The organism is Stomatobaculum sp. F0698, assembly GCF_030644385.1.
In the GTDB taxonomy this organism is placed as follows: Bacteria; Bacillota; Clostridia; order Lachnospirales; family Lachnospiraceae; genus Moryella.
In genome coordinates this window covers 136,751-160,269 of the sequence record NZ_CP130060.1, presented here as the reverse complement: position 1 = coordinate 160,269, position 23,519 = coordinate 136,751, and the positions used below count along the sequence as shown (strand labels likewise).

Sequence of the window (23,519 nt, the reverse complement as noted above, 5' to 3'; positions counted from 1 at the left end):
TCGATAACCACATAGAAACAATCACCTTCCCATCCTGTGTTATACTGTAGCCTGTTCGTTTTCAATTTTCGCAACCGAATGTAAGGAGTTCCCATGCCTTCCGAAACTACCAAGACAAATCCGTATTCGTTTCTTCGCTTTGCGCTCTCCGTCTTCCCGGAGTTCTGGATGTTTCAGCTGCTCGCCTCTCTCTGCCTTTTTCCGCTGAGCCGCCTCGTGTGGCGCTTTGTCCGCGCGCTCACGGCAAAGAGCGGGGCTGTGACCAGCGCAAACTATCTCCGTTTCCTCGCCTCCTGGCGCTTCCCGGCGCTGCTCGCTTTACTCGCCCTGCTCATTTTTCTCTACCTGCTTTTTGAGCTCCTGGCGCCGCTTTACCTCTGCAACGCCCTCTTAAAGGGCGAGCGCCCGCGCTTTCGCGCCGCGCTTGCCGACGGTCTTTGCTCGCTCCGAAAACTGGCCACCCCGCAAGGCTTCCTCTTTCTCTTTTACCTCGCGGTTCTGGTCCCCATTTCCGGGGTGGGCTTCCGCATCCATCTGACCCGGAACTTTTATATTCCGAAGTTTATCTCCGAGGTGATCGAGAGCACCCCGCACTATTTCTTGCTCTATTCCCTCTTCATGCTCTTTCTTCTCTGGCTCGGCTATCGCCTGGCCTTCTTTTTGCACGCCGTGCTCCTTGAGGGCTGCACGCCGCGCGCGGCTTACCGCCGCTCTTCGGCACTGGTTCAAAAAAATCGCCTTCGGATTTTAAAGGAACTGGTGCTTTTACTCCTTTTCCTTACAGCGGTGCGCCTGCTCGTTGCGCTCTTCTTTCAGCTTCTGCCCATGCTCTTTCTTGTCTCGAAGGAGTCCTCGCTCTTAGACCGCGCGGCCGGGGCGGGAAACGGCTTGGACCTCTTGCAGAATGCGGAGACTCGCTCCTTCCTCCTGTACCGCTTTGCCGCGGCCTTTGCGGTGCTCTTCGGAAACTATATGCGCTCCATGGCGGGGATGCTCTGCAACAGTTACTTTATGCTCCGCTTCACAAAGCTCTTTCTGAGTCTGAGCCGCGAAACGCCGATTGAACCCGCCGCTCTCCCGAAAAGTCCGCGCCGAAAACTTCTTCTTTCCGTCATGGGCTTCTCTGTCTTTTTGATTGCTTTTTTTTCCTTTGTGATTGCCTTCCTCTACGCGCCGCTCTTTGTGCGCGAGCAGAAGGCCAAGCTGGTTGCCCACCGCGCGGGCGGTTACCTGGCCCCCGAAAACTCGCTCGCGGGCATTGCCGCTTCTGAGGCCGCGGGCGCTTATGCCGCAGAGACCGATGTCCAGCGGACGCTGGACGGCTACTATGTCATCAACCACGATGACAGCTTTAAACGGCTCGCCGGGGTAAAGCGAACGCCGCCTTCCATGAATCTCCTGGAAATCAAGGGCCTCGTGCTGGTCGACCCGAATTTCCCGGCGACTACCTACTCCGTACCGACACTCGGTGAGATGCTCGACGCCTGCCGCGGCAAGGAAAAGCTCTTCATTGAACTGAAGGGCATGACCGCGGACCAAAAAACAGCGGACGATGTCGTGCGCATCGTCCGCGAAAAAAATATGGTCTCGGAGGTCGTAATCATCTCCCTCTCCTACCGCGTCATCAATTATACGGAAACCCACTATCCGGAGTTTGACACCGGCGTACTCCTCTTTGCCGGGGTCGGCAATCTCCCGAAGTTAAACTGCGACATTCTCCTCCTCGAGGAAGAGAGCGTGAGCAATGCCCGCATTGCGGAAATTCACGCGGCGGGCAAGCAGATTGGCGTCTGGACCGTCAACGATTCCGAAGGTTTTCGCCGCTTCTTTGACAGCGCCGTAGACTACATCATCACCGACGATCTCAACTTGGCCCGCGAAGAGAGCGCATATCTCGCCGAGCGAACCCCCTACCAGGTTCTGGAGGACAAGCTCGCGAATTTCTGGGACTTCCTCTTCTTCTGAGGCAAGTTCGGGAAGCGACCCTCACTCAGCGCAGGCTCTCGGGGCGCTCCGCCGCGTGGGCGGAAAATTCGTCCGCGCTCGGAATACCGCCGAAGTCCGCACTGGTCCGGTACTCCCCCGTCACCGTGACCGTGTAGCGCGAATTTCCCTTTTGAAACACCGTGCCGTCCTCGCCCTGAATGGTCACATCGAGCCCTTCGGTATCCTTGACCAGCCCCTCCGCATAAAGCGCGCGAAGCTTGGAATCCCCGGTCACGACCCAGATGGAGGTGCCGTCGATACAGAGTGTGGTCCCCGGTGCCTCCGCATTTCCCGGCCCCGCTTCCTCTACAATGTCTCCGGTAAACTTCGAAATGTCGCGGAGATACAGCTTGACGCTCGCATCCGCATCGGTCCCGATGCGCCCTTCCATGCGTTCCCCGTAGGCAATGAAACGGCTCTTTGCGCCGTTCGAAGCGCGGAATAAATCGCTTCGCTCCGCATCGAGCGCAAGCGTGCTGTCTTTCACAATGACCGTGACATTCGCGCCGTCCGCATAGAAAAGATTCCCCTGCTGCGCCCGCACCGTGCCGCTCGACAGAAGAAGCTGTACTTCTCCGGCGGTCCCGTCTGTCTCCTGCGCGCGCCGAAAGAGGATTGCGGCATTCTTTTGATTGCCGCCCGGTTCCGGCATATTTCCCGCGAGATTACAGTCGTAGAGGGAGAGCGCAGCGCCGTCCGTCAACGAAAGTGCCTCCGCATTTCCGGCGGTTAAGGTCGCCGCGTGAATCCATGCCTTTCCTGCCGCGCGTACGGCAGGCGACTGCTCACCGGTCGCCGTAAAGGTGCCGCCGTCCAGAGTCATGCTCCCCTCGCCCGCTCCGATCATAAGGGCCGGTGAATCGCTCCCGGTTGTCCCCACAATATTATCCCAGGCATAAATGCCGCCCTTCCCCCGCGTCGAAAGGCCGGGGGATTTTTCGCCCGCGGTTGCGAGTGCACTGTCCGCGAATTCGAGTTCGCCCTCATCCGCCACCAGGATTCCGCCTGCCCCTGCGGCCTCCGTTCTCAGGTTCGAGTTGTTGACCACCGCTTTGCCGGACAACACAAAAACACCCGCGGTCTCCGTCTTGCCGGCCTTACCGGAATAGCGCCGCGAAATCTCCGCGTTGTTCACAAACACCGCGCCGCCGTCCTTCACGAGAACCGCGCTCTCCCCCTTCTTGGTGGACACCACCTCGCCGTTCAACGTACCCGGCTCGGTAAAGGTCTTTAGCCCCTTTGCCGTCTCCTGACCGCCGCAAGCCGTCAGAAGCACCGCCGCGAGCGTCAACGCGGCCACTGCTCTCCCTTTCATGCTCCGCCCTCCTTTTGTCTCATTTTAGCCCCTTCCGCCCTCGGATTGCAAGATAATAAACAAATTGCAAAAAAATGCACGTTTTCTCTCTACCCGCTTGCTGTTATACTGAGAAAAAAGTAGTTCGGGAGGTAAGCCATGCAAAACGACGCGCGAAGAGCCGATATTCTCACCCAGCTCTCCGAGAGCCGAAAACCGGTGAGTGCGACGGCGCTCGCCGAGAAATACCACTTGAGCCGCCAGAGCATTGTGGGCGATATTGCCCTGCTCCGCGCTGCGGGAAACGAGATCATTGCGACCTCCCGCGGCTATCTGCTCGCGAAGCCGCAGAAAAAGCCTTATCTCGAGAAGACCATTGCCTGCCGTCACAACGCGGCGGAAATGCGCGAGGAGCTCTACATTGCGGTCGATGAAGGCTGCACGGTTGCGGATGTGGTGGTCGAGCATCCCCTCTACGGCGAACTGCGCGGCCAGCTGCAACTGGGCACCCGCCATGAAGTGAACGAATTCCTTGCGCGCTGCGGCGCGAGTGAAGCGCTTCCGCTCTCTTTTCTGACCAGCGGCATACACCTTCACACCCTCCTCTGCCCCGACGAGGCGGCCTATGAACGTGTCACGAAGCGGCTTCGGGCGGCGGGTATCCTGCTCTCGGATTGAAGCTTTTTCGAAACAAGGCCTTCAAAACTTGACAGTTCTTTCTTCCTGTACTATACATATGTCTTGACACTACTTTGTGCTTAGGAGGATGTATGAAAGAACTGACAGCATTTCTGAAACGCAAGGACATCGAGATCTCCGCCAAACGCTACGGCATCGACGCGCTCGCCGCAATGGCACAGGGACTTTTCTGTTCCCTCTTGATCGGCACCATCATCAACACCGTCGGTGCGCAGTTTCACTTGTCCTTCCTGACCTCGCCGGTCGCAACAATCGCAGGTACCGAATACACCGTAGGCGGCCTTGCCTCCGCCATGTCCGGCCCCGCCATGGCGACCGCAATCGGCTGGGCGCTTCACTGCCCGCCCCTCGTGCTCTTTTCGCTGATTACCGTGGGCTTTGCCTCGAATGCGCTCGGCGGCGCGGGCGGCCCGCTCGCCGTGCTCTTTGTCGCGGTACTCGCGGCGGAATGCGGCAAGGCAGTCTCTAAGGAGACCAAGGTCGATATTCTGCTGACCCCGCTCGTCACAATCGCGGTGGGTCTCCTCTTCTCCGCGCTGCTCGCGCCGACACTCGGCAAGGCAGCCATGAAGGTCGGTGACCTCGTCATGTGGGCCACGGAACTCCAGCCCTTCCTGATGGGCATCCTGGTCTCGCTCGTGGTCGGCATTGCGCTGACGCTGCCGATCAGCTCCGCCGCGATTTGTGCGGCACTCGGCTTAACCGGTCTTGCGGGCGGCGCGGCGCTCGCAGGCTGCTGCGCGCAGATGGTCGGTTTCGCCGTGATTTCCTATCCGGAGAACGGCTTCGGCGGCCTGGTCTCCCAGGGCATAGGAACTTCGATGCTTCAAATGGGCAATATCGTGAGAAACCCGAAGGTTTGGATTGCGCCCTGCGTGACCTCCATGATTACCGGTCCCATCGCGACCTGCGTGTTCCACCTCCAGCAGAACGGCGCGGCGGTTGCCTCCGGTATGGGCACCTGCGGTCTCGTGGGACCGCTCGGCGTCTACACCGGCTGGGTGAAGGATGTCGCCGCGGGACAGCGCGCTGCCATCGGCGGCGGTGACTGGGCCGCCCTCCTCTTAATCTCCGTGATACTCCCTGCCATCCTCTGCCCGCTGATTCACATGGCGGTGCGCCGCATGGGACTCGTGAAGGACGGAGACTTAAAGCTCGCGTAAAAAGAGGCGCGCTCCCAAAGTGCGGAAACCTCTCTTTTCGAACGCAAATACAAAAAAGCCCCCGGGCTGCCTGCTTTCAGAGGCAAGCCCGGGGGCTTTTTCTATGACTTGAACGCACGAATGCGCCAAGGACTTTATTCATCCCGTTCCGTAACGGTCATATCGCTCTCGGAGGTCTTCCTGGAATCCGCCACGGCCTCTTCCAGCGTGTCGTAGCCGCTCGCCGTATCGTCGTTCGTGGTACTGCCGAGGTATACGGAGTGCCCCGTCGCCATATAGGTGCTGTAGTCAAAGCTTGTGTTATCGCCGCTCCGAAACAGCACATTCCGGTAACGCGTGCACTGGTACACGGTCTTCTCCTTGCCGTCCGGGCCGCGATACGTCATTTCAAAGATGTCGCTCAGCTCATTCTTATTTCCCTTCGAGAGCAGCACCAATTTCACCGGCTTCGCCGAAATCTCCTCGCTCCGCTTGATGCCCGATATGCTGTTCGGAAAATAGGTCTTTCGAATGGCTGCAAGACTCGTGCTGTGCAGCATCTCGAGTTTTGTGCTGTCCAGGGAATCGAGATCGCTTAAGTAACTGTCGAGCCCCGTGACGGTGTACTTCTCAACGCTCTTCGTGAGCCGGTAACGGTCGCTCGTCGCCTGCACGGTCACCGTGTCTCCGTTTGAGAGACGCTCTCTCGGCTCTACCTGATAGCCGAGATAATATTCGTTCACGGAAGCCGGGTAGTTGCCACGCTTTAATTCTGCCTTGCCTTCGCCGCTCACGCCGGAAAATTCGACCGTGACATAGGGGAAGGGATCCACGCGCTGCTTCTTTGCCTCGCCGTAGAGACCGGCCCCCAGAACCAGACCGACAAATATGCCGATTCCGATCAGACGATGCTTCCACTTCCGGAAGCTCTTTCGTCTCTCCGCAGCTGCCTCGGCCTCCGCTTCCGCACGGAGTTTTCCTCTGGTCTCGCCGTAGGAGCGCTCCTCTGCTTCCTTCGCAGTCAGCTTTCCGTTCTCCATCGAGAAGTAGATCTTTTTTCGGCAATAGGGGCAAACCGCCATCTTCTGGTCTTCCGAAATGCTCATATCCGCCCCGCAACTCGGGCAGGTCAAATCGAACTTCTTGATCTCGGTCATTCTGTCTTTCTCCTCCTGCTTATCCTATCCTTCTCTTTTTTGCGCTGTACGCCGTGGCGTCAAAGCGAAACACGGCGACGCCCGCCGCCTGTTGCGCCGTGATTTCAAAATCTCTGCCGGTCTGTGCCCGCATGAGGAGCCTGAGTCCCGCGATTTTCTCTTCGCTGTCCTCAACAAGCCTCACTTCTCCGCGCGCCATGAGGCTCGCATAGTTCGCGCCGTAGACACAGGCAACATCGCCCTCGCCCGTCGTCTCGACCTCACAGTCGAGCTCGACAAAGGCATGGGAACTTGCCTTCACAAGCTCGTACTTTTTCCCGGCCTTTGCGCCGTGCATGTAGAAGCGGAGCACAGCGCCCTCGTAGACATAGCCGTAGTGCAGGGGAACAATATAGGGATAGTCCCCGTCCGTAAGCCCGAGGCGAAGCACCTTCGCTTCCTCGAGTATACGCTCTATTTCCGCGGGATCCCTGAGTTCTCTGTCCGTGCGCCGCATATCCGTCACCTCCTTAACTTATTCAGTATAACACAAAATCCCGCCGCCTAAGAGAGGCGACGGGATTTCCGCATCCGATTACTCTGAGCGTCTCAGGCAAAGAGTCCCTGGAACAAAATGAAGAGCACCAGTATCGGCAGGCCGAATTGAAAGTAGTATTTCAGCGCGCGCGGGATCTTAATGCCCTCGCCGGTATTTGCTTCCGCGAGGTAGTTGTCAAAGCCCCAGCCCCACTTGGTTGTGCAGAACAAAAGGAAAATGAGGGAGCCGAGCGGCAGCAGAAGATTCGAGACAATGAAGTCCTCGCTGTCCAACACATCCCGGTTTCCGAGGATATGAAGATTGCTCCAGACATTGTAGCCGAGCACACAGGGGATGCTGCCGATTAAGACCACACTGCAGCAAAGCAGCGCCGCCTTCTTACGGCTCCAGTGAAACGCATCCATGAGGTTTGCCATCAGATTCTCAAACACCGCAATCACCGTCGAGAAGCTCGCAAAGGTCATGAAGAGGAAGAAGAGCGCGCCCCAGAGCCGTCCGAGTCCCATGTGCAGGAAGACACGCGGCAGGGTGATGAAAATGAGCGAGGGGCCGGCATCCGGCTGTACGCCGTAACTGAAGCAGGCCGGGAAAATAATGAGGCCGCTTAAGAGTGCCACAAAGGTATCCAGGATGCAAATCCAGGCAGCCTCTCCGGCGAGGCTCTTCTCTCTGCCCATGTAGGAGCCGAAAATTTCCATGGCACCGACACCGAGGCTCAAGGTAAAGAAGGCCTGGTTCATGGCAGCCGTGATGACCTTGCCGAGTCCCTGTTCCATGGCTCTGCCGAGGTCCGGAAGCAGGTAAAACTTTGCGCCCTCCATGGCGCCCGGCAGCACCAGGCTGTGCGCCGCAAGCAGGAGGATGAGGCCCAGAAGTCCCGCCATCATGACCTTCGTGATGCGCTCCAGGCCCTTCTCAAGGCCGAAGGAGCAGATGATAAAGCCGAGAATTACCGTGAGCGCCATGTAAAAGCCCATCTCCCCGGGATTGCCGAGCATATTCGTGAAGACCGTATCCACCGCCTCATGGTTTAAGCCAGAAAAGTCACCGCGGAGAAACTTGACGAAATAAGAGACCATCCACCCGGAGACCGTCGTATAGTACATCATGAGCAGGGTGCAGCCCAGCAGACAGATCCAGCCGTGCAGATGCCAAAAGCTGCCCTTCGGTTCCAAAGCCTTATAAGCGCCGACCGCACTCTTCTTGCCCGCGCGTCCCACCGAAAACTCCATCGTGAGCACCGGGATGCCCATAATCAGCAAAAAGAGCAGGTAAAAGAACACAAAAAGACCCCCGCCGTTTGCCCCCGTCACATAGGGGAATTTCCACACATTTCCGATTCCGATGGCGCAGCCCGCGCTCACCAGAATGAATCCCAGCCGGGACCCAAAACTTTCTCGCTTCATGAATCCAACTCTCCCGTCTACCAAACAATATCCGAAAAACGGGTTATAGTTTAACACATAGAAGCGATAAAGTCACCCCGCCGCATACAATCGTCGCACTTTCTCCGGATACAGGCCGCGGCAAGCGTAACCGGACCGTGTTCACACGGATTCTTTCCCTTGCCATACTGTGCTTGGACGCGCGCTTACGGCAAGCGCTTCCTATCCTCGCGTTGTTTCTTCTCCTCGATATAATTCCCGAGCACCCAGCGCATATAATCGCCGCGTTTTCTCTGGATGCAGGCTGTGGCCAAGGTCACCGGGCAGATGTAATACGGGCCGGTTCTTGTCTCGTATCGCAGAGACGGGAGCTTATAGTAAGCGTTTTTCGGCTGATCCAGTATCATGTACCAGGTCCCGCCGAGCTGCCGCCGGTACACATCCCCCACATAGATGCCGCAGAGGTCCGCCAGGCGGTAATCGTAGCCATAGGGCTCCTTGTCCTCGACCAGATCCATGCTCTTTTCATACTTGCCGAGCAGCCAGTGTTCGAGCGCATCCAGACTTTCCGGCGTGTAGTCGAGCGTAAGTCCCTGTTCCTTCGCAAAATCTCCGGTAAAGTAATCCATCTTATCCGAAATGAAGAAAATCCACTCTTCAAAATCCGCTTGCGTATATGCCATTTCTGCCCTCTCCTTTCTTTTTTACTCCTTATTGTAAGAAACGGCTCTCCGGACTGAACATCCGGGGAGCCGTCTTTCCGCTTAGTCTCTCTGAAACGCTGTTTACTGCTTCTTCGAAGCGAGATAAGCGCTCAGCTGCTTCGTAAATGCCGGGACAATCTGATTCAGATCGCCGACAAGACCGATGTCTGCGACGTCAAAGATCGGCGCATCCTCGTCCTTGTTGATTGCGATGATGAGATCGGAGTCCTCCATACCTGCCAGGTGCTGGATTGCACCGGAGATACCGATTGCAAAGTAAATCTGCGGGCGAACCGTCTTACCGGTCTGTCCGACCTGGAGTGCCTGCGGCTTCCAGCCTGCATCGACTACCGCACGGGAGCAGGAAACCTCTCCGCCGAGAACCTCTGCGAGCTCGTCGAGAATCTTGAAGTTCTCTGCGCTGCCCACACCGCGGCCGCCGGAGACCAGGATCTTCGCGTTCATGATGTCGACCGTATCACCGATCTTCTTCACGACCTCGAGGATGTCCACATAGCGATCGTTCGGCTTGAAGCCCGGGTTGAACTCGACAAGCTCAAACGCTCTGCCGTCTTCCTTGGCTCTCTTCTGCATAACACCGGGGCGAACCGTAGCCATCTGCGGACGGTTGTTCGGGCAAGCGATCGTCGCGATCGTGTTGCCGCCGAATGCCGGACGGGTCATGAGAAGCTGGTTGTGCTTCTGGGTGTCTTCCTTGCCTGCCGGAACGGTGAGCGGGAAGTCGCCGATCTCGAGCTGCGTGCAGTCTGCCGTAAGGCCGGTCTCAACGCGCGCCGAGGTGCTCGGGCCGAGATCGCGGCCGATTGCGGTAGCACCGATCAGAACAATCTCCGGCTTGAACTTATTGATGACCTCCGAGAGTGCGTGCGTGTACGGCTCGGTTCTGTAGTCCTTGAGCTCCGGATCGTCGACCAGAATGACGCGGTCTGCGCCGTAAGCGCCGAGCTTTTCCGCCTCACCCTTGACACCGGAACCGATCAGAACCGCGGTCACTTCCGTGTTCAGCTTCTCTGCGAGGTTCTTGCCCTCACCGATCAGTTCGTATGCAATATTGCTGACTTTGCCGTCCACCTGCTCGGCAAAGATATATACGCCCTTGTACTCTTCTAAATTCATTGCCTTCACCTCTCTCCCGCTCTCTTAGACGATGTGTCTCTGAATCAGCTGATCCATCAAGTACTCTACGGACTCGTGTGCGTCCAGGTTCACCTTGACGCCCTTGCCCTTCTTGACCTTATCGGATGCTCTCGCAATCTTGGTCGGAGAGCCCGCAAGACCCATGTCCTTGTCCTGAAGGGTCGGCAGATCCGCTCTGCCCCAGGTCGTCACATCCTGATCGAACGCGTCAAAGAGACGGCCGACCGTCATGTAACGCGGCGGATTCAGCTCTGCGAGTGCCGTGCACAGGCAGGGGAGCTTCACCTTGAGAACGTGGTATCTGTCCTCGAACTGGCGCTGTACGATTGCGTACTCGCCGTCGATCTTGAGGTCCTGCGTATAGGAGACAACCGGGAGACCCAGGTGCTCTGCGATCTGCGGTCCGACCTGTGCGGTATCACCGTCGATTGCCTGACGGCCGGTGATGATGAGATCGTACTCCAGGTTGCGGAGTGCAGCCGCAATCGTGCTGGAGGTAGCCCAGGTATCTGCGCCGCCGAGCACGCGGTCGGTGACCAGAATCATCTTATCCGCGCCCATCGCATATGCCTCGCGCAGCATATCGGTCGCCTTCGGAAGGCCCATCGTGAGCACAGTGACCTCTGCGCCGAGCTCATCCTTTAAGCGAAGTGCAGCCTCAAGTCCGGCCTTGTCGTCCGGGTTCATGATAGCGAGCATGGCAGCTCTGTTCAGCGTTCCGTCCGGGTTAAATGCAACGCCGCCCTTGGTATCCGGAACCTGCTTAATGCAAACGATAATTTTCACGATCTGTCCCTCCTCTTGATTACTTCAGTAAGCTTGCAGAGATTACCATGCGCTGCACTTCCGAGGTGCCCTCGTAAATCTCCGTGATCTTCGCATCGCGCATCATGCGCTCCACATCGTACTCTCTGATATAGCCGTAACCGCCGTGCAGCTGCACGCACTTGGTGGTGACAGACATTGCCGTGTTTGCCGCGAAGAGCTTTGCCTTTGCAGCCTCGACGCCGTAGCTGGTCTGGGTCTGCTTTGCGACTGCCGCCTTGTAAACAAGAAGCTGTGCCGCCTCGCAATCCGTCGCCATGTCAGCGAGCTGGAACTGCGTGTTCTGGAATGCCGCGATTGCTCTGCCGAACTGCTTTCTCTCCTTCACGTAAGCAACGGTTCTCTCGAGAGCGCCCTCTGCGAGACCCAGTGCCTGGGAAGCGATACCGATACGGCCGCCGTCCAGCGTGTGCATTGCCACGTGGAAGCCCTTGCCCTTCTGGCCGAGCATAGCGTCCTTCGGGATGCGGCAATCCTGGAAAATGAGCTCGTAGGTAGCGGAAGCGCGGATACCCATCTTCTTCTCCTTCACGCCGAAGGTAAAGCCCGGGGTTCCCTTCTCGACGATGAATGCCGAGATTTCCTTCATTCTCTTGCCGTGCTTCTCGACCGTTCCGGTCACCGCAATCACGACATAGACATCCGCATACTTACCGTTGGTGATGAAGCACTTGGAGCCGTTCAGGACCCACTCATCGCCGTCCAGAACCGCCTTGGTCTGCTGACCCTGAGCATCGGTACCCGCGCCCGGCTCCGTGAGGCCGAAAGCGCCGAGCTTCTTGCCGCTCGCGAGGTCCGGCAGATACTTCTGCTTCTGCTCCTCGGTTCCGTAGGTCAGAATCGGGTCGATGCAGAGCGAGGTGTGAGCCGAGACAATAACGCCGGTGGTGCCGCAGACCTTCGAGAGCTCCTCGACGCACATTGCGTAGGTCAGAACGTCACAGCCCTGGCCGCCGTACTCCTTCGGAACCGGAATTCCGAGGAAGCCGTAGCGAGCCATCTTCTCGACGGTCTCAACAGGGAAGCGCTCTTCCTCATCGATCTCCTGCGCAAGCGGCTTTACTTCATTCTCAGCGAACTCTCTGAAGAGCGAGCGCGCCATCTCGTGTTTCTTGTCCAGTGCGAAATCCATTGATCCTTCCTCCATGTTAAATAATTAACGTACCGAAGCAAATCCAAACGGGAAAGGAAACCCCTTACCCGTTGGATTGCTCCGATGTAATTACCGGAACCACTTACTTCGTGTAGTCGTAGAAACCTCTGCCGGTCTTTCTGCCGAGTCTGCCGCCGCGGACCATCTTGCGAAGTTCCGGATGCGGTCTGTACTTCGTGTCGCCGGTCTCGCTCTGCAACACTTCCATGATTGCGAGCACGACATCGAGGCCGATGAGGTCGCCGAGCGCCAGCGGTCCCATCGGATGGTTTGCGCCGAGCTTCATTGCCTCATCAATCTTCTCTGCCGGGACATTGTTGTCCGCATAGACGCCGATTGCCTCGTTGATCATCGGGATCAGGATGCGGTTCACGACAAAGCCCGCAAACTCCTGCATCGGGACAACCGTCTTGCCGATGTCCTCCGCAATCTTTGTGATGCGGTCCAGATCCTCCTGCGGGGTATCCAGGCCGGAAATCACCTCAACCAACTTCATAACCGGAGCCGGGTTGAAGAAGTGCATGCCGGTCACCGGGCGATCGAGACCCGCGCCGATCTCCGTGATGGAAAGCGAGGAGGTGTTGGTCGCAAACAGGCAGTCCTTCTTGCAGATCTCGGAGAGCTCCTTGAAGGTCTGCTTCTTAATCTGCATGTTCTCGATGGCTGCCTCGATAACCAGGTCGCAGTCCTTGCAGATTTCCTTCGTTCCGGTGTGAATGCGGCCGAGAATCTTGTCCATCTCTTCCTGCGCGAGCTTGCCCTTTGCGACACGTCCCGCGAGACCCTTCTCGATTCTCTTCTTTCCGCCCTCTGCGAATGCATCTGTCAAATCGCAGAGGCAAACTTCGTATCCCTCTACCTGCGCAAACGCCTGCGCGATGCCGCCACCCATGGTGCCGGCGCCGATGACGCCTACCTTCATGCTGTTCCCTCCTCTGTGCGTTTTGCCGATTACGGTCAATCTCTCAACAATACTACTATAACGAATGCACTTTTTCCAGATACGGCCGCAAATTTCTTATGTGAATTTCTGATAGCCGTATTTCAAGCGCCTCAGCGGTTTTGGAAGCTGACACCCTTCTTCTTCTCGAGGAAGGCCTGCATGCCCGTCTTCTGATCCTCGGTCGCAAAGCAGCTGCCGAAGAGCTTTTCCTCGGTCACGACCGCCTCTTCCATGGGCTGCTCGAGGCCCTCGTTGATCGCCTTCTTGCAGGCGCGGACCGCAACCGGTGCGTTCGCCGCAATCTGTCCCGCGAGCTTCTCGGCCGCTGCCATGAGCTCCTCCGCCGGATAAATCGCATTCACGAGGCCGATGCGAAGCGCCTCCTCTGCCTTGATGTTCTTTGCCGTATAGATGAGCTGCTTCGCCATGCCGGGGCCCACAAGGCGCGCCAGGCGCTGGGTGCCGCCGAAGCCCGGGGTAATGCCGAGGCCCACTTCCGGCTGACCGAAAATAGCCTGCTCCGCGCAGATGCGGAAATCGCAGCTCATTGCGAGCTCGCAGCCGCCGCCGAGCGCAAAGCCGTTGACCGCTGCGATGACCGGCAGCGGGAAGGTCTCGATCATGCGGAACACATCGTTGCCCTTCTTGCCGAAGGCCTCACCGCCCGCTGCATCGAGCCCGGACATCTCCGCGATATCCGCGCCCGCGACAAAGGACTTCTGTCCCGCGCCGGTCACGATAACGCAGCGCACGCTCTCCGTATCAATCGAATCAAAGGCCGCCTTTAAGTCGTCCAGTACCTCTGCGTTCAGCGCGTTCAGCGCCTTCTCGCGATCGATGGTCACAACGGCGATCGCGTTCTTGGTCTCACATCTCACAAATCCCATAGTATTGTCTCCTCACGAAAAACCAACCGAGGGTCTCCGCGCAGGCGAAGACCCTCCCGTCCGTTTAGTTGTACTGCTCGACAATCGTCGCGCAGCCCTGGCCGCCGCCGATGCAGAGCGTCGCAAGACCTCTCTTTGCGTTTCTCTTCTTCATCGCGTAGAGCAGGGTCACCAGGATACGGCAGCCGGAAGCGCCGATCGGGTGGCCGAGTGCAATCGCACCGCCGTTCACGTTGACCTTGGACATATCGAACTTGAGATCCTTTGCAACCGCGAGCGACTGTGCCGCGAATGCCTCGTTGGACTCGACAAGGTCAAGATCCTGAACGCTGAGTCCGGTCTTCTTGAAGAGTCTGCCGGAAGCCTCAACCGGGCCGATGCCCATGATAGCCGGATCCACGCCGCCCAGTGCGCCGCCGACCCAAACCGCCATCGGCTTCACGCCGAGTTCCTTTGCCTTCTCCTCGCTCATCACGACGATTGCAGCCGCACCGTCGTTGATACCGGAGGAGTTACCTGCGGTCACGATGCCGTCCTTCTTGAATGCCGGCTTCAGCTTGGAAAGGGACTCTGCCGTGGTTCCCTCGCGCGGACCCTCGTCCTTGTTGAAGAGAACGGTGCCCTTCTTGGACTTCAGCTCAACCGGGACAATCTCCTCGTCAAAAGCGCCCGCTTCCTGTGCAGCGACTGCCTTCTGCTGGCTCGAAGCCGCGAACTCGTCGAGCTGCTCTCTCGTGAGGCCGTACTTCTCTGCGACATTCTCTGCCGTGATGCCCATGTGGTAGTCATTGAACGCATCCCAGAGACCGTCGTTGACCATCGTATCGATCATGTTCGCATTGTTCATGCGGTAGCCGAAACGCGCCTTGGTCAGCGCGTACGGAGCCATGGACATGTTCTCCATGCCGCCCGCGACAACGATGTCGGCATCGCCCGCCTCAATCATCTGTGCCGCCATGTTGACGCAGTTCAGACCGGAACCGCAAACAATGTTCACGGTGACCGCCGTGGACGTGTGCGGAAGGCCTGCCTTCAGTGCAGCCTGACGTGCCGGGTTCTGACCGAGAGCACCCTGCAACACATTGCCCATGTAGACGTGATCCACCTGCTCCGGCTTCACGCCCGCTCTGTTCAGAGCCTCCTTGATGACCAGAGCGCCAAGCTCCACTGCGGGGGTTGCGCTGAGGCCTCCGCCCATCTTTCCGATTGCGGTGCGGCATGCGCCTGCAAGAACAATTCTCTTCGCCATATCCGGTTCCTCCTTAATATGCATGTTGTGCAAGTTGTCCCAAGCATGAGAACACATACTCTCAGCCTTTAAGACTTATGGCAATAATATCGCGAAAATGCTCTTTTTGTCAAATCGGCTTGTGCCTTTTCACAAGTAACTATTTGTAGCCGTTTTGGGATTTCCGGCAATTCTTGCGTTTTTTCTCTCACTTGTTGCGCTTATCTTCTGCGCTATCTTGCCAAGTTTATCGCTTTTATTGCTCTTTCTCGCGGTGAAGGCTTCCGCGTTGAAAAGAGCGCTTCGGAATGTTACACTAGGCTTAAATATTTTATTCATACTGCTGAAACTGCGCTGTTTGAAAAAGCCACGGAGGTCAAAATGAACATTCACGAAGCATACAAACAGAAACTTGTGAGCGCGGAACAGGCCGCCGCACTCGTTCGGTCCGGCGACTGGATTGACTACGGCTGGTGTGTCGGCACGCCGGTCGCCATCGACAAGGCACTGGCGCGCCGCATGCCGGAGCTTAGCGACGTCAAGATTCGCGGCGGCGTCCTGGTGCGGAAGCCCGCCATCTTTGAGATTGAAAATCCGGCCGAGCACTTCTGCTGGAACTCCTGGCATCTCGGCGGCTGGGAGAGAAAGGCGGTCTCCGAGGGCTTCGGCTTCTTTAACCCCATGCGCTATGCGGAGCTCCCGCGCTTCTACCGCGAGGACAATATCGAGAAGCCGGCGGTCGCCTTCCTGCAGGTGGCTCCCATGGACGAGCACGGCTACTTTAACTTCGGTCCGCAGGCCTCCCACCTCGCTGCGATGTGCGCTTCGGCGGGCAAGGTCGTGGTCGAGGTCAACAAGAACCAGCCTGTCTGCCTCGGCGGTTTTGAGAATGCCATCCACATCTCCGATGTCGACTTTATCGTAGAGGGCGAGAACGATCCCATGCAGGAGCTCGGCGCGGGTGCGCCCCCGACCGAGGTGGACCGCGAAGTTGCGCGCCTTATTGTGGAGCAGATTCCGAACGGCGCTTGCCTCCAGCTGGGCATCGGCGGCATGCCGAACACCGTGGGCAGTATGATTGCGGCTTCCGACTTAAAGGATCTCGGCGTGCACACCGAGATGTATGTCGACGCCTTCGTGGATCTCTACGACGCCGGCAAGATTACGAACCTCAGAAAGCCCTTCGACAAGGGACGTGAAGTCTATGCTTTCGCGGCCGGCACGAAGAAGCTCTACGACCACTTAAACAACAACCCGGGCTGCATGAGCGCGCCGGTCGACTACACGAATAACCCCTATGTGATCGGTCAGATTGACAACTTTATCTCGATCAACAACGCCGTGGATATGGACCTCTTCGGTCAGGTCAACGCCGAGTCCGCGGGCCCGAAGCAGATTTCCGGTACCGGCGGCCAGCTCGACTTTGTGCTCGGCGCTTATCTCTCAAAGGGCGGCAAGAGCTTTATCTGCATGAGTTCCTCCTTTGAGACCAAGACAGGCGAGAGAAAGTCCCGCATCCGCGCAACCCTGACCCCGGGTTCCACGGTCTCCGACCCGAGAACCGCGGTTCACTACCTTGTGACCGAGTACGGCATGGTCAACTTAAAGGGTGTGACCAACTGGCAGAGAGCGGAGCGCATCATCTCGATTGCGCATCCGGACTTCCGCGACGAGCTGATTCAGGAAGCGGAGAAGATGCACATCTGGAGAAAGAGCAACAAGCGCTGAATCAGCGCTACGAAAGCATTTGGGACGCACGGCATCTTTCCTTAGCAGTCTCTAAGAGAGGAGGATATATCATGTCGCAGAAACAATTTCGTTTATTCATTGCCACCCTGCTACTCTGCACAGCAGCGTTGGTCTTTGCAATTCTCTTTCTTGCATCTTATATCCACTGGGCTGCCACTATTCAGACCGGGCAGTGGCTGAATGCTCCCGCTATATTCCCCGGTTTTGTCTTTGTAATCCCGGGCACGCTCTTACTGTTTGCCTTTATCAATTTTTACATGACAACAAAACCCTGAATTTCTCGCTGTTTCCCGCGTGCGTCATATGGATATAACAGAAAGAAGCTACCGCAAGTTATTTGCGGTAGCTTCTTTTTGATCGCTGACTTATTTCATCTTCTTCAATTCTTCGATCAGGTCCAAATCGGACTTTAAGACGCGCATATTGGTGCTCACGGTCTCCTCGCCCGGCTTGGTGACACTAAATTCAAGTACGGTGCCCTCTGTCAGGCCGCCCGCAAAGTGGGTGCGGAAAAAGGCGCTCACCTTGGGGTGATTCTTCTGAAACTTCTTGTTCATGCCGAAGAGCTTCATAAGCTGCAGTGGATTCAGTCCCATTTACTTGTCCTCGGTGGTCACGGGACTTGCATTCCCGTTCAGCATCTCTTCCATGGTGTGCCAGCCGAGCACCGCGCACTTGACGCGCGCCGGCATGTGAGAGATGTCCTTTAAGACGCCCGCCTCTTCGAGCTCTTCTCTCTCCTCTTCGGTGATGCTGCCCTTAATCATGCGGAAAAAGATCTCCGCGAGGCGCTTTGCCTCTGCCTCGGTCTTGCCGATCACAAGGTCCAGCATCATATCCGCCGAAGCCTGGGAGACCGCACAGCCGTCGCCGACAAAGCCGCCGTCCTCGATCACACCGTCTACAACCTTGAGTTTTAAGATGATGTCGTCGCCGCAGCTCGGGTTCACGCCCTCCAGAACCAGGTTCGCATCCGGAAGGTCGCGCTTGTTGCCCGGGTGGAGGTTGTGGTCCGTCAAAATCTCATTGTAAAAAATCTTATTGTCCATGCTCACTCCTGATACCCCATCTCACGGCGCACGCCGCCGATGCTCTCAACGAGGCGATCCAGCTCGTCCTCGGTATTGTAAAATGCAAAGCTTGCCCGCGTCGTGGAAGGCGTCTTCATAAACTGCATGAGCGGCTGCGCGCAGTGGTGACCCGCGCGTATATTCACCTTGTGCGAGTCGAGGATGGCCGCAATGTCGTGCGGGTGCACGCCCTCAATCGTGAAGGTGAAAATGCCGTGGTGCGCAGCGCCGTCCTTCGGCCCCAGGATTCTGAGATGCGGAATTGCCGAGAGCTTCTCCATCGCGAGACGGCTCAAATGCTCTTCGCGCTCCAGAATCTTATCCCAGCCGAGCTGCTTATAGTATTCAATCGCCGCATGCAGGCCGACCGCACCGCCCACGTTGACCGTTCCGGCCTCAAACTTGTGCGGAAGCTCCGCCCAGGTCGCCTTCTCGCGGCTCACATACTCGATCATCTCACCGCCAAAGAGGAAGGGCGGCATTTTCTCGAGCAGTTCTCTCTTGCCGTAGAGCACGCCGATGCCCATGGGCGCGAGCATCTTGTGTCCCGAAAATGCAAGGAAGTCGACATCGAGTTCGGTCACATCGACCGGGATATGCGGCACGGACTGCGCGCCGTCCAAAATGAAAAGGCTGCCGTTCTCGTGCGCAATGCGCACAAAGCGCTTGATATCGTTTTTCACGCCGAGCACGTTCGAGATATGGGTCATCGAGACCAGCTTGGTCTTCGGGCTCAGCATGCTGCGGAAATGCTCTTCCGAGATATAACCCTCTTCATCCGGCTCGAGGAACTTAAGAACAGCGCCTCTCCGCGCAGCCGCCTGCTGCCAGGGAATCAGGTTCGAATGGTGCTCCATGATCGTAATCAGGATTTCATCGCCCTCGTTTAAGAAGGCATCGCCCGCCGAATAGGCGACCAGGTTCAGGCTCTCGCTCGCATTCCGCGTGAAGACGATCTCCTGAATGCTTCCCGCTCCGATAAACGCGCGCACCGCTTCCCGCGCATCCTCATAGGCCTCGGTCGCCTTGACCGAGAGCTCGTAGAGACCGCGCAGCGGGTTTGCGTTTTCTTCCAGATAATAGTGCTGCATCGCGCGGAGCACACACTCCGGCTTCTGCGTCGTCGCAGAGTTGTCGAGGTAGGCAATCTCCGGATGTCCGTCAATCAGCGGAAAATCCTTGCGAATGCGCAGGTCCTCCGCTCTTCTCTCTTCGCTCGTCATCTGTCCTCACGCTCCTCTTCGTCATCCAGTTCCAGCAGGTCGTGACGCGTCTTTGCGTCCGGAATTTTTCGCACAATTGCGTCAATTCTCGCCTTCGCCATCATCTCGTAAATTTCGTCCTTCTGCATACCGCGGGACTCCATGTAAAAGAGCAGATCCTCGTCGAGACGGCCTATGGTCGCGCCGTGGTTGCCCACCACATCGTCCTCGCTGCAGAGAATAATCGGAAGCGAACGGTTCTCGACCGTCTCGTCCATGAGAAGCACATCCTCGGTCTCGTTGCCCTCACTGCCGGAGCAGCCGTTGCGGAGGTCTATGCTGTCGCGGAACACCTTCTTCGCGTGACCGCGAAGTATGCCCTTGCCGTGAATTTCCGCGCCCGTCTTCTTGCCGCTGTGGATGCTCTCATAATTAAAGTCATAGTGCGCACGGTCTTCGCCGACATAGCCGACATCGACCGCGAGCTGAGAGCGATCTCCCTCCATCGCGGAGCTGAAGCCCTGGTACACATGCTTGCCGGAGAGCACCAGGTGAATCACGCGGAGCTCCGCATCCTTTGCGCAGACCGCGCCCACATCATTCAAAAAGGTATAGCCGCTGCCCGCGCGCACCAGCTGCACAAGGGTGAGCTTTGCGCCTTCTCCGAGCGTCACCTTGGTCTGCACGCCCGCAAGACCCTTTGCATCCGCCTCCGAGAGGTAATCCATAACCACCGTGAGCGAACTCTCGCGCTCCAAATTGAGCTCCACCTGTGCGAACTTTCCGGCCTTTGCCGGCGTGCCGCTCGCCTTTTCGCCCTTCACGCTGTTGCGTCCGCGCGGGTTATACTCCTGCCCCGCGTCCGGCAGACGGAAGGAGAGGCGAAGCGCATCCCGCTCCGCAATCTCCTGTCCCGCCGGGACCGTGCAAATCAAAACCGGGAGCTTTGCCGCCGCGAGTGCCTCGCCGAACGCTACGCCGCCGCCGGTGCGCAGCGGCTTTGCCGCGACCCCGTTTAATTTTTCAACGCGCACGCCCTCCGGCAGTTCGATTGCCGGGGAGAGGCGCTCCATCGCGGGGAGGTCTAAGAGCTCCCCGCCGTTCATTTTGAGCCAACTGTAAGTCGGGCTCGCCAAGGTATTAAATTTCATCTCGCCCTCCTTAACCGATTGCGCCCTTCATCTCAAGTCTGATCAGGTTATTCATTTCGACCGCGTACTCAAGCGGCAGCTCTTTTCCGACATTGTCCGCGAAACCGCTGACAATCAGCGCCCTCGCATCCTCCTCGGAGACACCGCGGCTCATGAGATAGAAGACCGCGTCGTCCGAAATGCGGCCTATCTTTGCCTCGTGGCCTATATCCGCCTTGTTGGTCTTGACCTCGATTGCCGGAATCGTGTCCGAGCGGCTCTCCGCATCCAGCATGAGAGACTGGCAGGAGGTAGAGCTCTTCGCATTCTCCGCGCCCGCCTGTACGACGACCGCCGAGCGGAAGGTCGAAATGCCGCCGCTCTTCGAAATCGAGCGGGTATTGATATAAGAACTCGTATTCTTACCGATGTGCACCACCTTGCAGCCGGTATCTAAGTTCTGCCCCGCACCCGCAAAGGTGACGCCCGAGAACTCGGAGCGAGCCCGGTCGCCTGCAAGCACGCTCATCGGGTAGAGATAGCCCACGTGGGAGCCGAAGGAACCGGAGATCCACTCGACCTTGCCGTCCTCCTCGACTCTGGCGCGCTTCGTGTTCAGGTTGTACATGTTCTTGGACCAGTTCTCAATCGTCGAATAGCGCAGGGTTGCGCGCTTGCCGACAAAGAGTTCCACACAGCCCGCATGGAGGTTTGCGACATTGTACTTCGGCGCCGAACATCCCTCGATAAAGTGGAGGTAAGCGCCCTCGTCGACGATGATCAGGGTGTGCTCAAACTGACCCGCACCCGGTGCGTTCAGGCGGAAGTAGGACTGCAGCGGGATTTCCACGCTGACGCCCGGCGGCACATAGACAAAGGAACCGCCCGACCAGACCGCGCCGTGCAGCGCCGCAAACTTGTGGTCCGTCGGCGGCACCAGCTTCATGAAGTGGTCGCGTATCATCTGCTCGTAGGGGCCGTGCATGGCGCTCTCCAAATCGGTGTAGATGACACCCTGCTCCGCCACTTCCTTTTTCACATTGTGGTAGACCAGCTCCGAGTCGTACTGCGCGCCGACACCCGCAAGGCTCTCTCTCTCCGCCTGCGGTATACCGAGCTTCTCAAAGGTATCCTTGATTTCCTCCGGCACCTCCGACCACTCCGCGCTCATCTTCGTGTTCGGGCGCACATAGGTCGCAATCTGATCCATATTGAGGCCCTCGATCGAGGGGCCCCAGACCGGCATGCTGCTCCGCTCGAAAATCTCGAGGGACTTCAGACGATGCTCCAGCATCCAAGCCGGGTCGTTCTTGGTCTTGGAAATCTCGGTGATAATCTCCGGGGTAAGGCCTGCCCGAATGCGGTAGGCATCCTTCTCTTCGTTACGGAAGTCATAGATGGAGCGGTCTATGTCTTCCACATAGGTTCTGTCTTTTTCTCTCTCTTCCGACATACTCACTCCTTGGTCTCGAAGCGCGCGAAACCGTCGCGGTTGATCTCCTCAACAAGGCTCGCGTCGCCGTCCGCGACAATCGAACCCTTCACGATCACATGGGTCTTGTCCACCTTGAGCGAGGACAGTATGCCCATGTTGTGGGTGATGATGATGAGTGCCGAATCCTTGTCCTTCTGGTACTCCTCAATGCCGCGGCTCACGGTTCTCACCGCGTCCACGTCGAGGCCGGAATCCGTCTCGTCGAGAATCGCGAGACTCGGCTTCAGCATGAGCAGCTGTAAAATCTCCGCCTTCTTCTTTTCGCCGCCCGAGAAGCCCACATTTAAGTCGCGGTCCGCATAGCTCGGATCCATGTTCAGCACTTCGAGCGCCTTCGCAATCTCTTTCCGGAAATCCCAGAGGCGAATGCGCTTTCCGGTTCTCTGCTCCAGCGCGTTTCGGATAAAGTTCGCGAGGCTGATGCCCGGCACCTCGAGCGGATTCTGGAAGGACATGAAAATGCCCGCCTTGGCGCGCTCGTTGACCGAGAGATCCAGAAGGTTCTGTCCCTGGAACTCGACCGAGCCGCCGATTACCTCGTAGTGCGGATTGCCCATCAGCGTGTTGCCGAGCGTGGATTTTCCGGCGCCGTTCGGTCCCATTAAGACATGGGTCTCACCCGGTTTCACCGAAAGATTCAGGCTCTTCAGAATATTTTTTTCTTCGACCCGCACGGATAAATCCCGCACCGTCAGTAAGTCTTTGCTCATAATTCTCCCTCCCTTGCGCCTGCGCAAGTTCACACAAATATTGCGTTTTTAGCATTATAGCGCGGCAGTGTTGCCACATGCAAGGCGAATTCCTACCAAAGCACTTGGAATTATGTATTTCTTGAAGTACACCGGCACGCATGTTACAATTCTCATCGGGACGTTTTGCATAGTATCAAAGCTTATATAGCCCTGTTATTCATCTATCTTAACGGGAGTCTGCCTGCTCCGCACAGGAAGGAGCCTGCCATCCCGCACAAATTTAAGGAGGTAATGCTATGTATCATGTGGATCTTAACTCGGATCTCGGCGAGAGCTTCGGTGCCTACACCATAGGCCTCGACAAGGAGGTCATCGCCCAGATTTCTTCCGCCAATGTGGCCTGCGGCTATCACGCCGGCGATCCCCTCGTGATGGCGGAGACCGCACGTCTCTGTCGGGAGGCTTCTGTCGCGTTCGGCGCTCACCCGGGCTTTCCGGATCTCATGGGCTTCGGCCGCCGCAATATGGCCTGCTCCCCGAAAGAAGTGAAGGCTTATATGAGCTACCAGCTCGGCGCGCTCTATGCCTTCGCAAAGGCTGCGGGACTTACGCTCCAGCATGTCAAGCCGCACGGCGCACTCTACAACATGGCAGCCAAGGACGCGGCACTTGCACGCGCCATCGCGGAGGCGGTCGCAGAGTTTGATGACAAGCTGATTCTCCTCGGCCTCGCGAACAGCTTCCTGATTTCGGAGGCAGCGGCGGTCGGTCTTCGCACGGCTTCCGAGGTCTTTGCGGACCGCGCTTACCAGGCGGACGGCTCTCTGGTGCCGCGCTCCAAAGAGGGCGCCGTGATTCACGATAAGCAGCTCGCAATTGCCCGCACCGTTCGCATGGTGAAGGAGGGCAAGGTGACGGCAATTACCGGCGAGGATGTCCCGCTCCGCGCGGATTCGATCTGCGTTCACGGCGACAATCCCTCGGCCGTCGAATTTGTCCGTGAGATCCGGAAGACCCTCACCGAGGAGGGCATTCGGATCGAAGCGCTCGGCAACTTTATCAAGTAAGTTTCCAACCATCAT

At 57.5% G+C, this 23,519-nt stretch carries 23 protein-coding genes; 6 read left to right on the top strand and 17 right to left on the bottom strand.

Annotation, left to right across the window (positions count from 1 at the left end; translation table 11 throughout):
• The first annotated feature begins 93 nt into the window (after positions 1–93).
• The gene (locus QU660_RS00750) at positions 94–1,965 is read left to right on the top strand and encodes a glycerophosphoryl diester phosphodiesterase membrane domain-containing protein (RefSeq protein ID WP_304946450.1); all 1,872 of its coding nucleotides are present in this window, start codon (positions 94–96) and stop codon (positions 1,963–1,965) included.
• Between the two features lie 25 nt (positions 1,966–1,990).
• On the opposite strand, the gene QU660_RS00745 is transcribed toward QU660_RS00750, so the two are convergent.
• Positions 1,991–3,301 (bottom strand): hypothetical protein, encoded by a 1,311-nt coding sequence (locus tag QU660_RS00745; RefSeq protein WP_304946449.1) that lies wholly within the window; start codon positions 3,299–3,301, stop codon positions 1,991–1,993.
• A 138-nt stretch (positions 3,302–3,439) separates the two neighbouring features.
• On the opposite strand from QU660_RS00745, the gene QU660_RS00740 reads away from it, so the two are divergent.
• Positions 3,440–3,958: a transcription repressor NadR gene (locus QU660_RS00740; protein WP_304946448.1), complete on the top strand. Its 519-nt coding sequence runs from the start codon at positions 3,440–3,442 to the stop codon at positions 3,956–3,958.
• 92 nt (positions 3,959–4,050) lie between these two features.
• Entirely contained in the window at positions 4,051–5,142 is a 1,092-nt protein-coding gene (locus QU660_RS00735) for a PTS transporter subunit IIC (protein WP_304946447.1), read from the top strand.
• A 134-nt stretch (positions 5,143–5,276) separates the two neighbouring features.
• On the opposite strand, the gene QU660_RS00730 is transcribed toward QU660_RS00735, so the two are convergent.
• The 10 genes from QU660_RS00730 to QU660_RS00685 form a co-directional block, all read right to left on the bottom strand.
• Complete coding sequence (locus QU660_RS00730; RefSeq protein WP_304946446.1) at positions 5,277–6,278, bottom strand: hypothetical protein; 1,002 nt, start codon at positions 6,276–6,278, stop codon at positions 5,277–5,279.
• A gap of 19 nt (positions 6,279–6,297) precedes the next feature.
• Entirely contained in the window at positions 6,298–6,774 is a 477-nt protein-coding gene (locus QU660_RS00725; protein WP_304946445.1) for a pyridoxamine 5'-phosphate oxidase family protein, read from the bottom strand.
• 92 nt (positions 6,775–6,866) lie between these two features.
• Positions 6,867–8,222 (bottom strand): sodium-dependent transporter, encoded by a 1,356-nt coding sequence (locus QU660_RS00720; protein ID WP_304946444.1) that lies wholly within the window; start codon positions 8,220–8,222, stop codon positions 6,867–6,869.
• 185 nt (positions 8,223–8,407) lie between these two features.
• The gene (locus QU660_RS00715; protein ID WP_304946443.1) at positions 8,408–8,884 is read right to left on the bottom strand and encodes a hypothetical protein; all 477 of its coding nucleotides are present in this window, start codon (positions 8,882–8,884) and stop codon (positions 8,408–8,410) included.
• A gap of 102 nt (positions 8,885–8,986) precedes the next feature.
• The gene (locus QU660_RS00710; RefSeq protein WP_304946442.1) at positions 8,987–10,042 is read right to left on the bottom strand and encodes an electron transfer flavoprotein subunit alpha/FixB family protein; all 1,056 of its coding nucleotides are present in this window, start codon (positions 10,040–10,042) and stop codon (positions 8,987–8,989) included.
• A gap of 24 nt (positions 10,043–10,066) precedes the next feature.
• Positions 10,067–10,849 (bottom strand): electron transfer flavoprotein subunit beta/FixA family protein, encoded by a 783-nt coding sequence (locus QU660_RS00705; RefSeq protein WP_304946441.1) that lies wholly within the window; start codon positions 10,847–10,849, stop codon positions 10,067–10,069.
• A gap of 19 nt (positions 10,850–10,868) precedes the next feature.
• Positions 10,869–12,020, bottom strand: a complete 1,152-nt coding sequence (locus QU660_RS00700; protein ID WP_304946440.1) for an acyl-CoA dehydrogenase — start codon at positions 12,018–12,020, stop codon at positions 10,869–10,871.
• Between the two features lie 103 nt (positions 12,021–12,123).
• Entirely contained in the window at positions 12,124–12,963 is an 840-nt protein-coding gene (locus QU660_RS00695) for a 3-hydroxyacyl-CoA dehydrogenase NAD-binding domain-containing protein (RefSeq protein WP_304946439.1), read from the bottom strand.
• Between the two features lie 131 nt (positions 12,964–13,094).
• A complete protein-coding gene (locus QU660_RS00690; RefSeq protein WP_304946438.1) occupies positions 13,095–13,871 on the bottom strand; it encodes an enoyl-CoA hydratase-related protein in 777 nt (258 codons plus the stop codon).
• Between the two features lie 64 nt (positions 13,872–13,935).
• Positions 13,936–15,120: an acetyl-CoA C-acetyltransferase gene (locus QU660_RS00685; RefSeq protein WP_304946437.1), complete on the bottom strand. Its 1,185-nt coding sequence runs from the start codon at positions 15,118–15,120 to the stop codon at positions 13,936–13,938.
• Between the two features lie 360 nt (positions 15,121–15,480).
• On the opposite strand from QU660_RS00685, the gene QU660_RS00680 reads away from it, so the two are divergent.
• Positions 15,481–16,827, top strand: a complete 1,347-nt coding sequence (locus QU660_RS00680; RefSeq protein ID WP_304946436.1) for a butyryl-CoA:acetate CoA-transferase — start codon at positions 15,481–15,483, stop codon at positions 16,825–16,827.
• Between the two features lie 71 nt (positions 16,828–16,898).
• Complete coding sequence (locus QU660_RS00675; RefSeq protein ID WP_304946435.1) at positions 16,899–17,123, top strand: hypothetical protein; 225 nt, start codon at positions 16,899–16,901, stop codon at positions 17,121–17,123.
• Positions 17,124–17,213: 90 nt separating this feature from the next.
• Here the strand turns inward: QU660_RS00675 and QU660_RS00670 are convergent, their stop codons facing one another.
• From QU660_RS00670 to sufC, 6 genes are read right to left on the bottom strand one after another with little or no spacing between them, the layout of a single operon-like run.
• Complete coding sequence (locus tag QU660_RS00670) at positions 17,214–17,444, bottom strand: hypothetical protein (protein WP_304946434.1); 231 nt, start codon at positions 17,442–17,444, stop codon at positions 17,214–17,216.
• Positions 17,445–17,897 carry a Fe-S cluster assembly sulfur transfer protein SufU gene (gene sufU, locus QU660_RS00665; RefSeq protein ID WP_304946433.1) on the bottom strand — a complete coding sequence of 151 codons (453 nt, stop codon included), beginning with the start codon at positions 17,895–17,897 and terminating at the stop codon, positions 17,445–17,447. It abuts the gene before it with no gap.
• A 2-nt stretch (positions 17,898–17,899) separates the two neighbouring features.
• Positions 17,900–19,141 (bottom strand): aminotransferase class V-fold PLP-dependent enzyme, encoded by a 1,242-nt coding sequence (locus QU660_RS00660; protein WP_304946432.1) that lies wholly within the window; start codon positions 19,139–19,141, stop codon positions 17,900–17,902.
• On the bottom strand, positions 19,138–20,271 hold the full coding sequence (locus tag QU660_RS00655) for a SufB/SufD family protein (RefSeq protein WP_304946431.1): 1,134 nt from the start codon (positions 20,269–20,271) through the stop codon (positions 19,138–19,140). Before QU660_RS00655 ends, QU660_RS00660 begins: the two co-directional genes overlap by 4 nt.
• A 10-nt stretch (positions 20,272–20,281) precedes the next feature.
• Positions 20,282–21,703, bottom strand: coding sequence for a Fe-S cluster assembly protein SufB (gene sufB / locus QU660_RS00650; RefSeq protein ID WP_304946430.1), 1,422 nt, complete (start codon positions 21,701–21,703; stop codon positions 20,282–20,284).
• Between the two features lie 2 nt (positions 21,704–21,705).
• Complete coding sequence (gene sufC, locus QU660_RS00645; protein WP_304946429.1) at positions 21,706–22,455, bottom strand: Fe-S cluster assembly ATPase SufC; 750 nt, start codon at positions 22,453–22,455, stop codon at positions 21,706–21,708.
• Positions 22,456–22,733: 278 nt separating this feature from the next.
• Here sufC and QU660_RS00640 point away from each other — a divergent pair, with 278 nt between their 5' ends.
• Entirely contained in the window at positions 22,734–23,504 is a 771-nt protein-coding gene (locus QU660_RS00640) for a LamB/YcsF family protein (protein ID WP_304946428.1), read from the top strand.
• Positions 23,505–23,519: the final 15 nt, after the last annotated feature.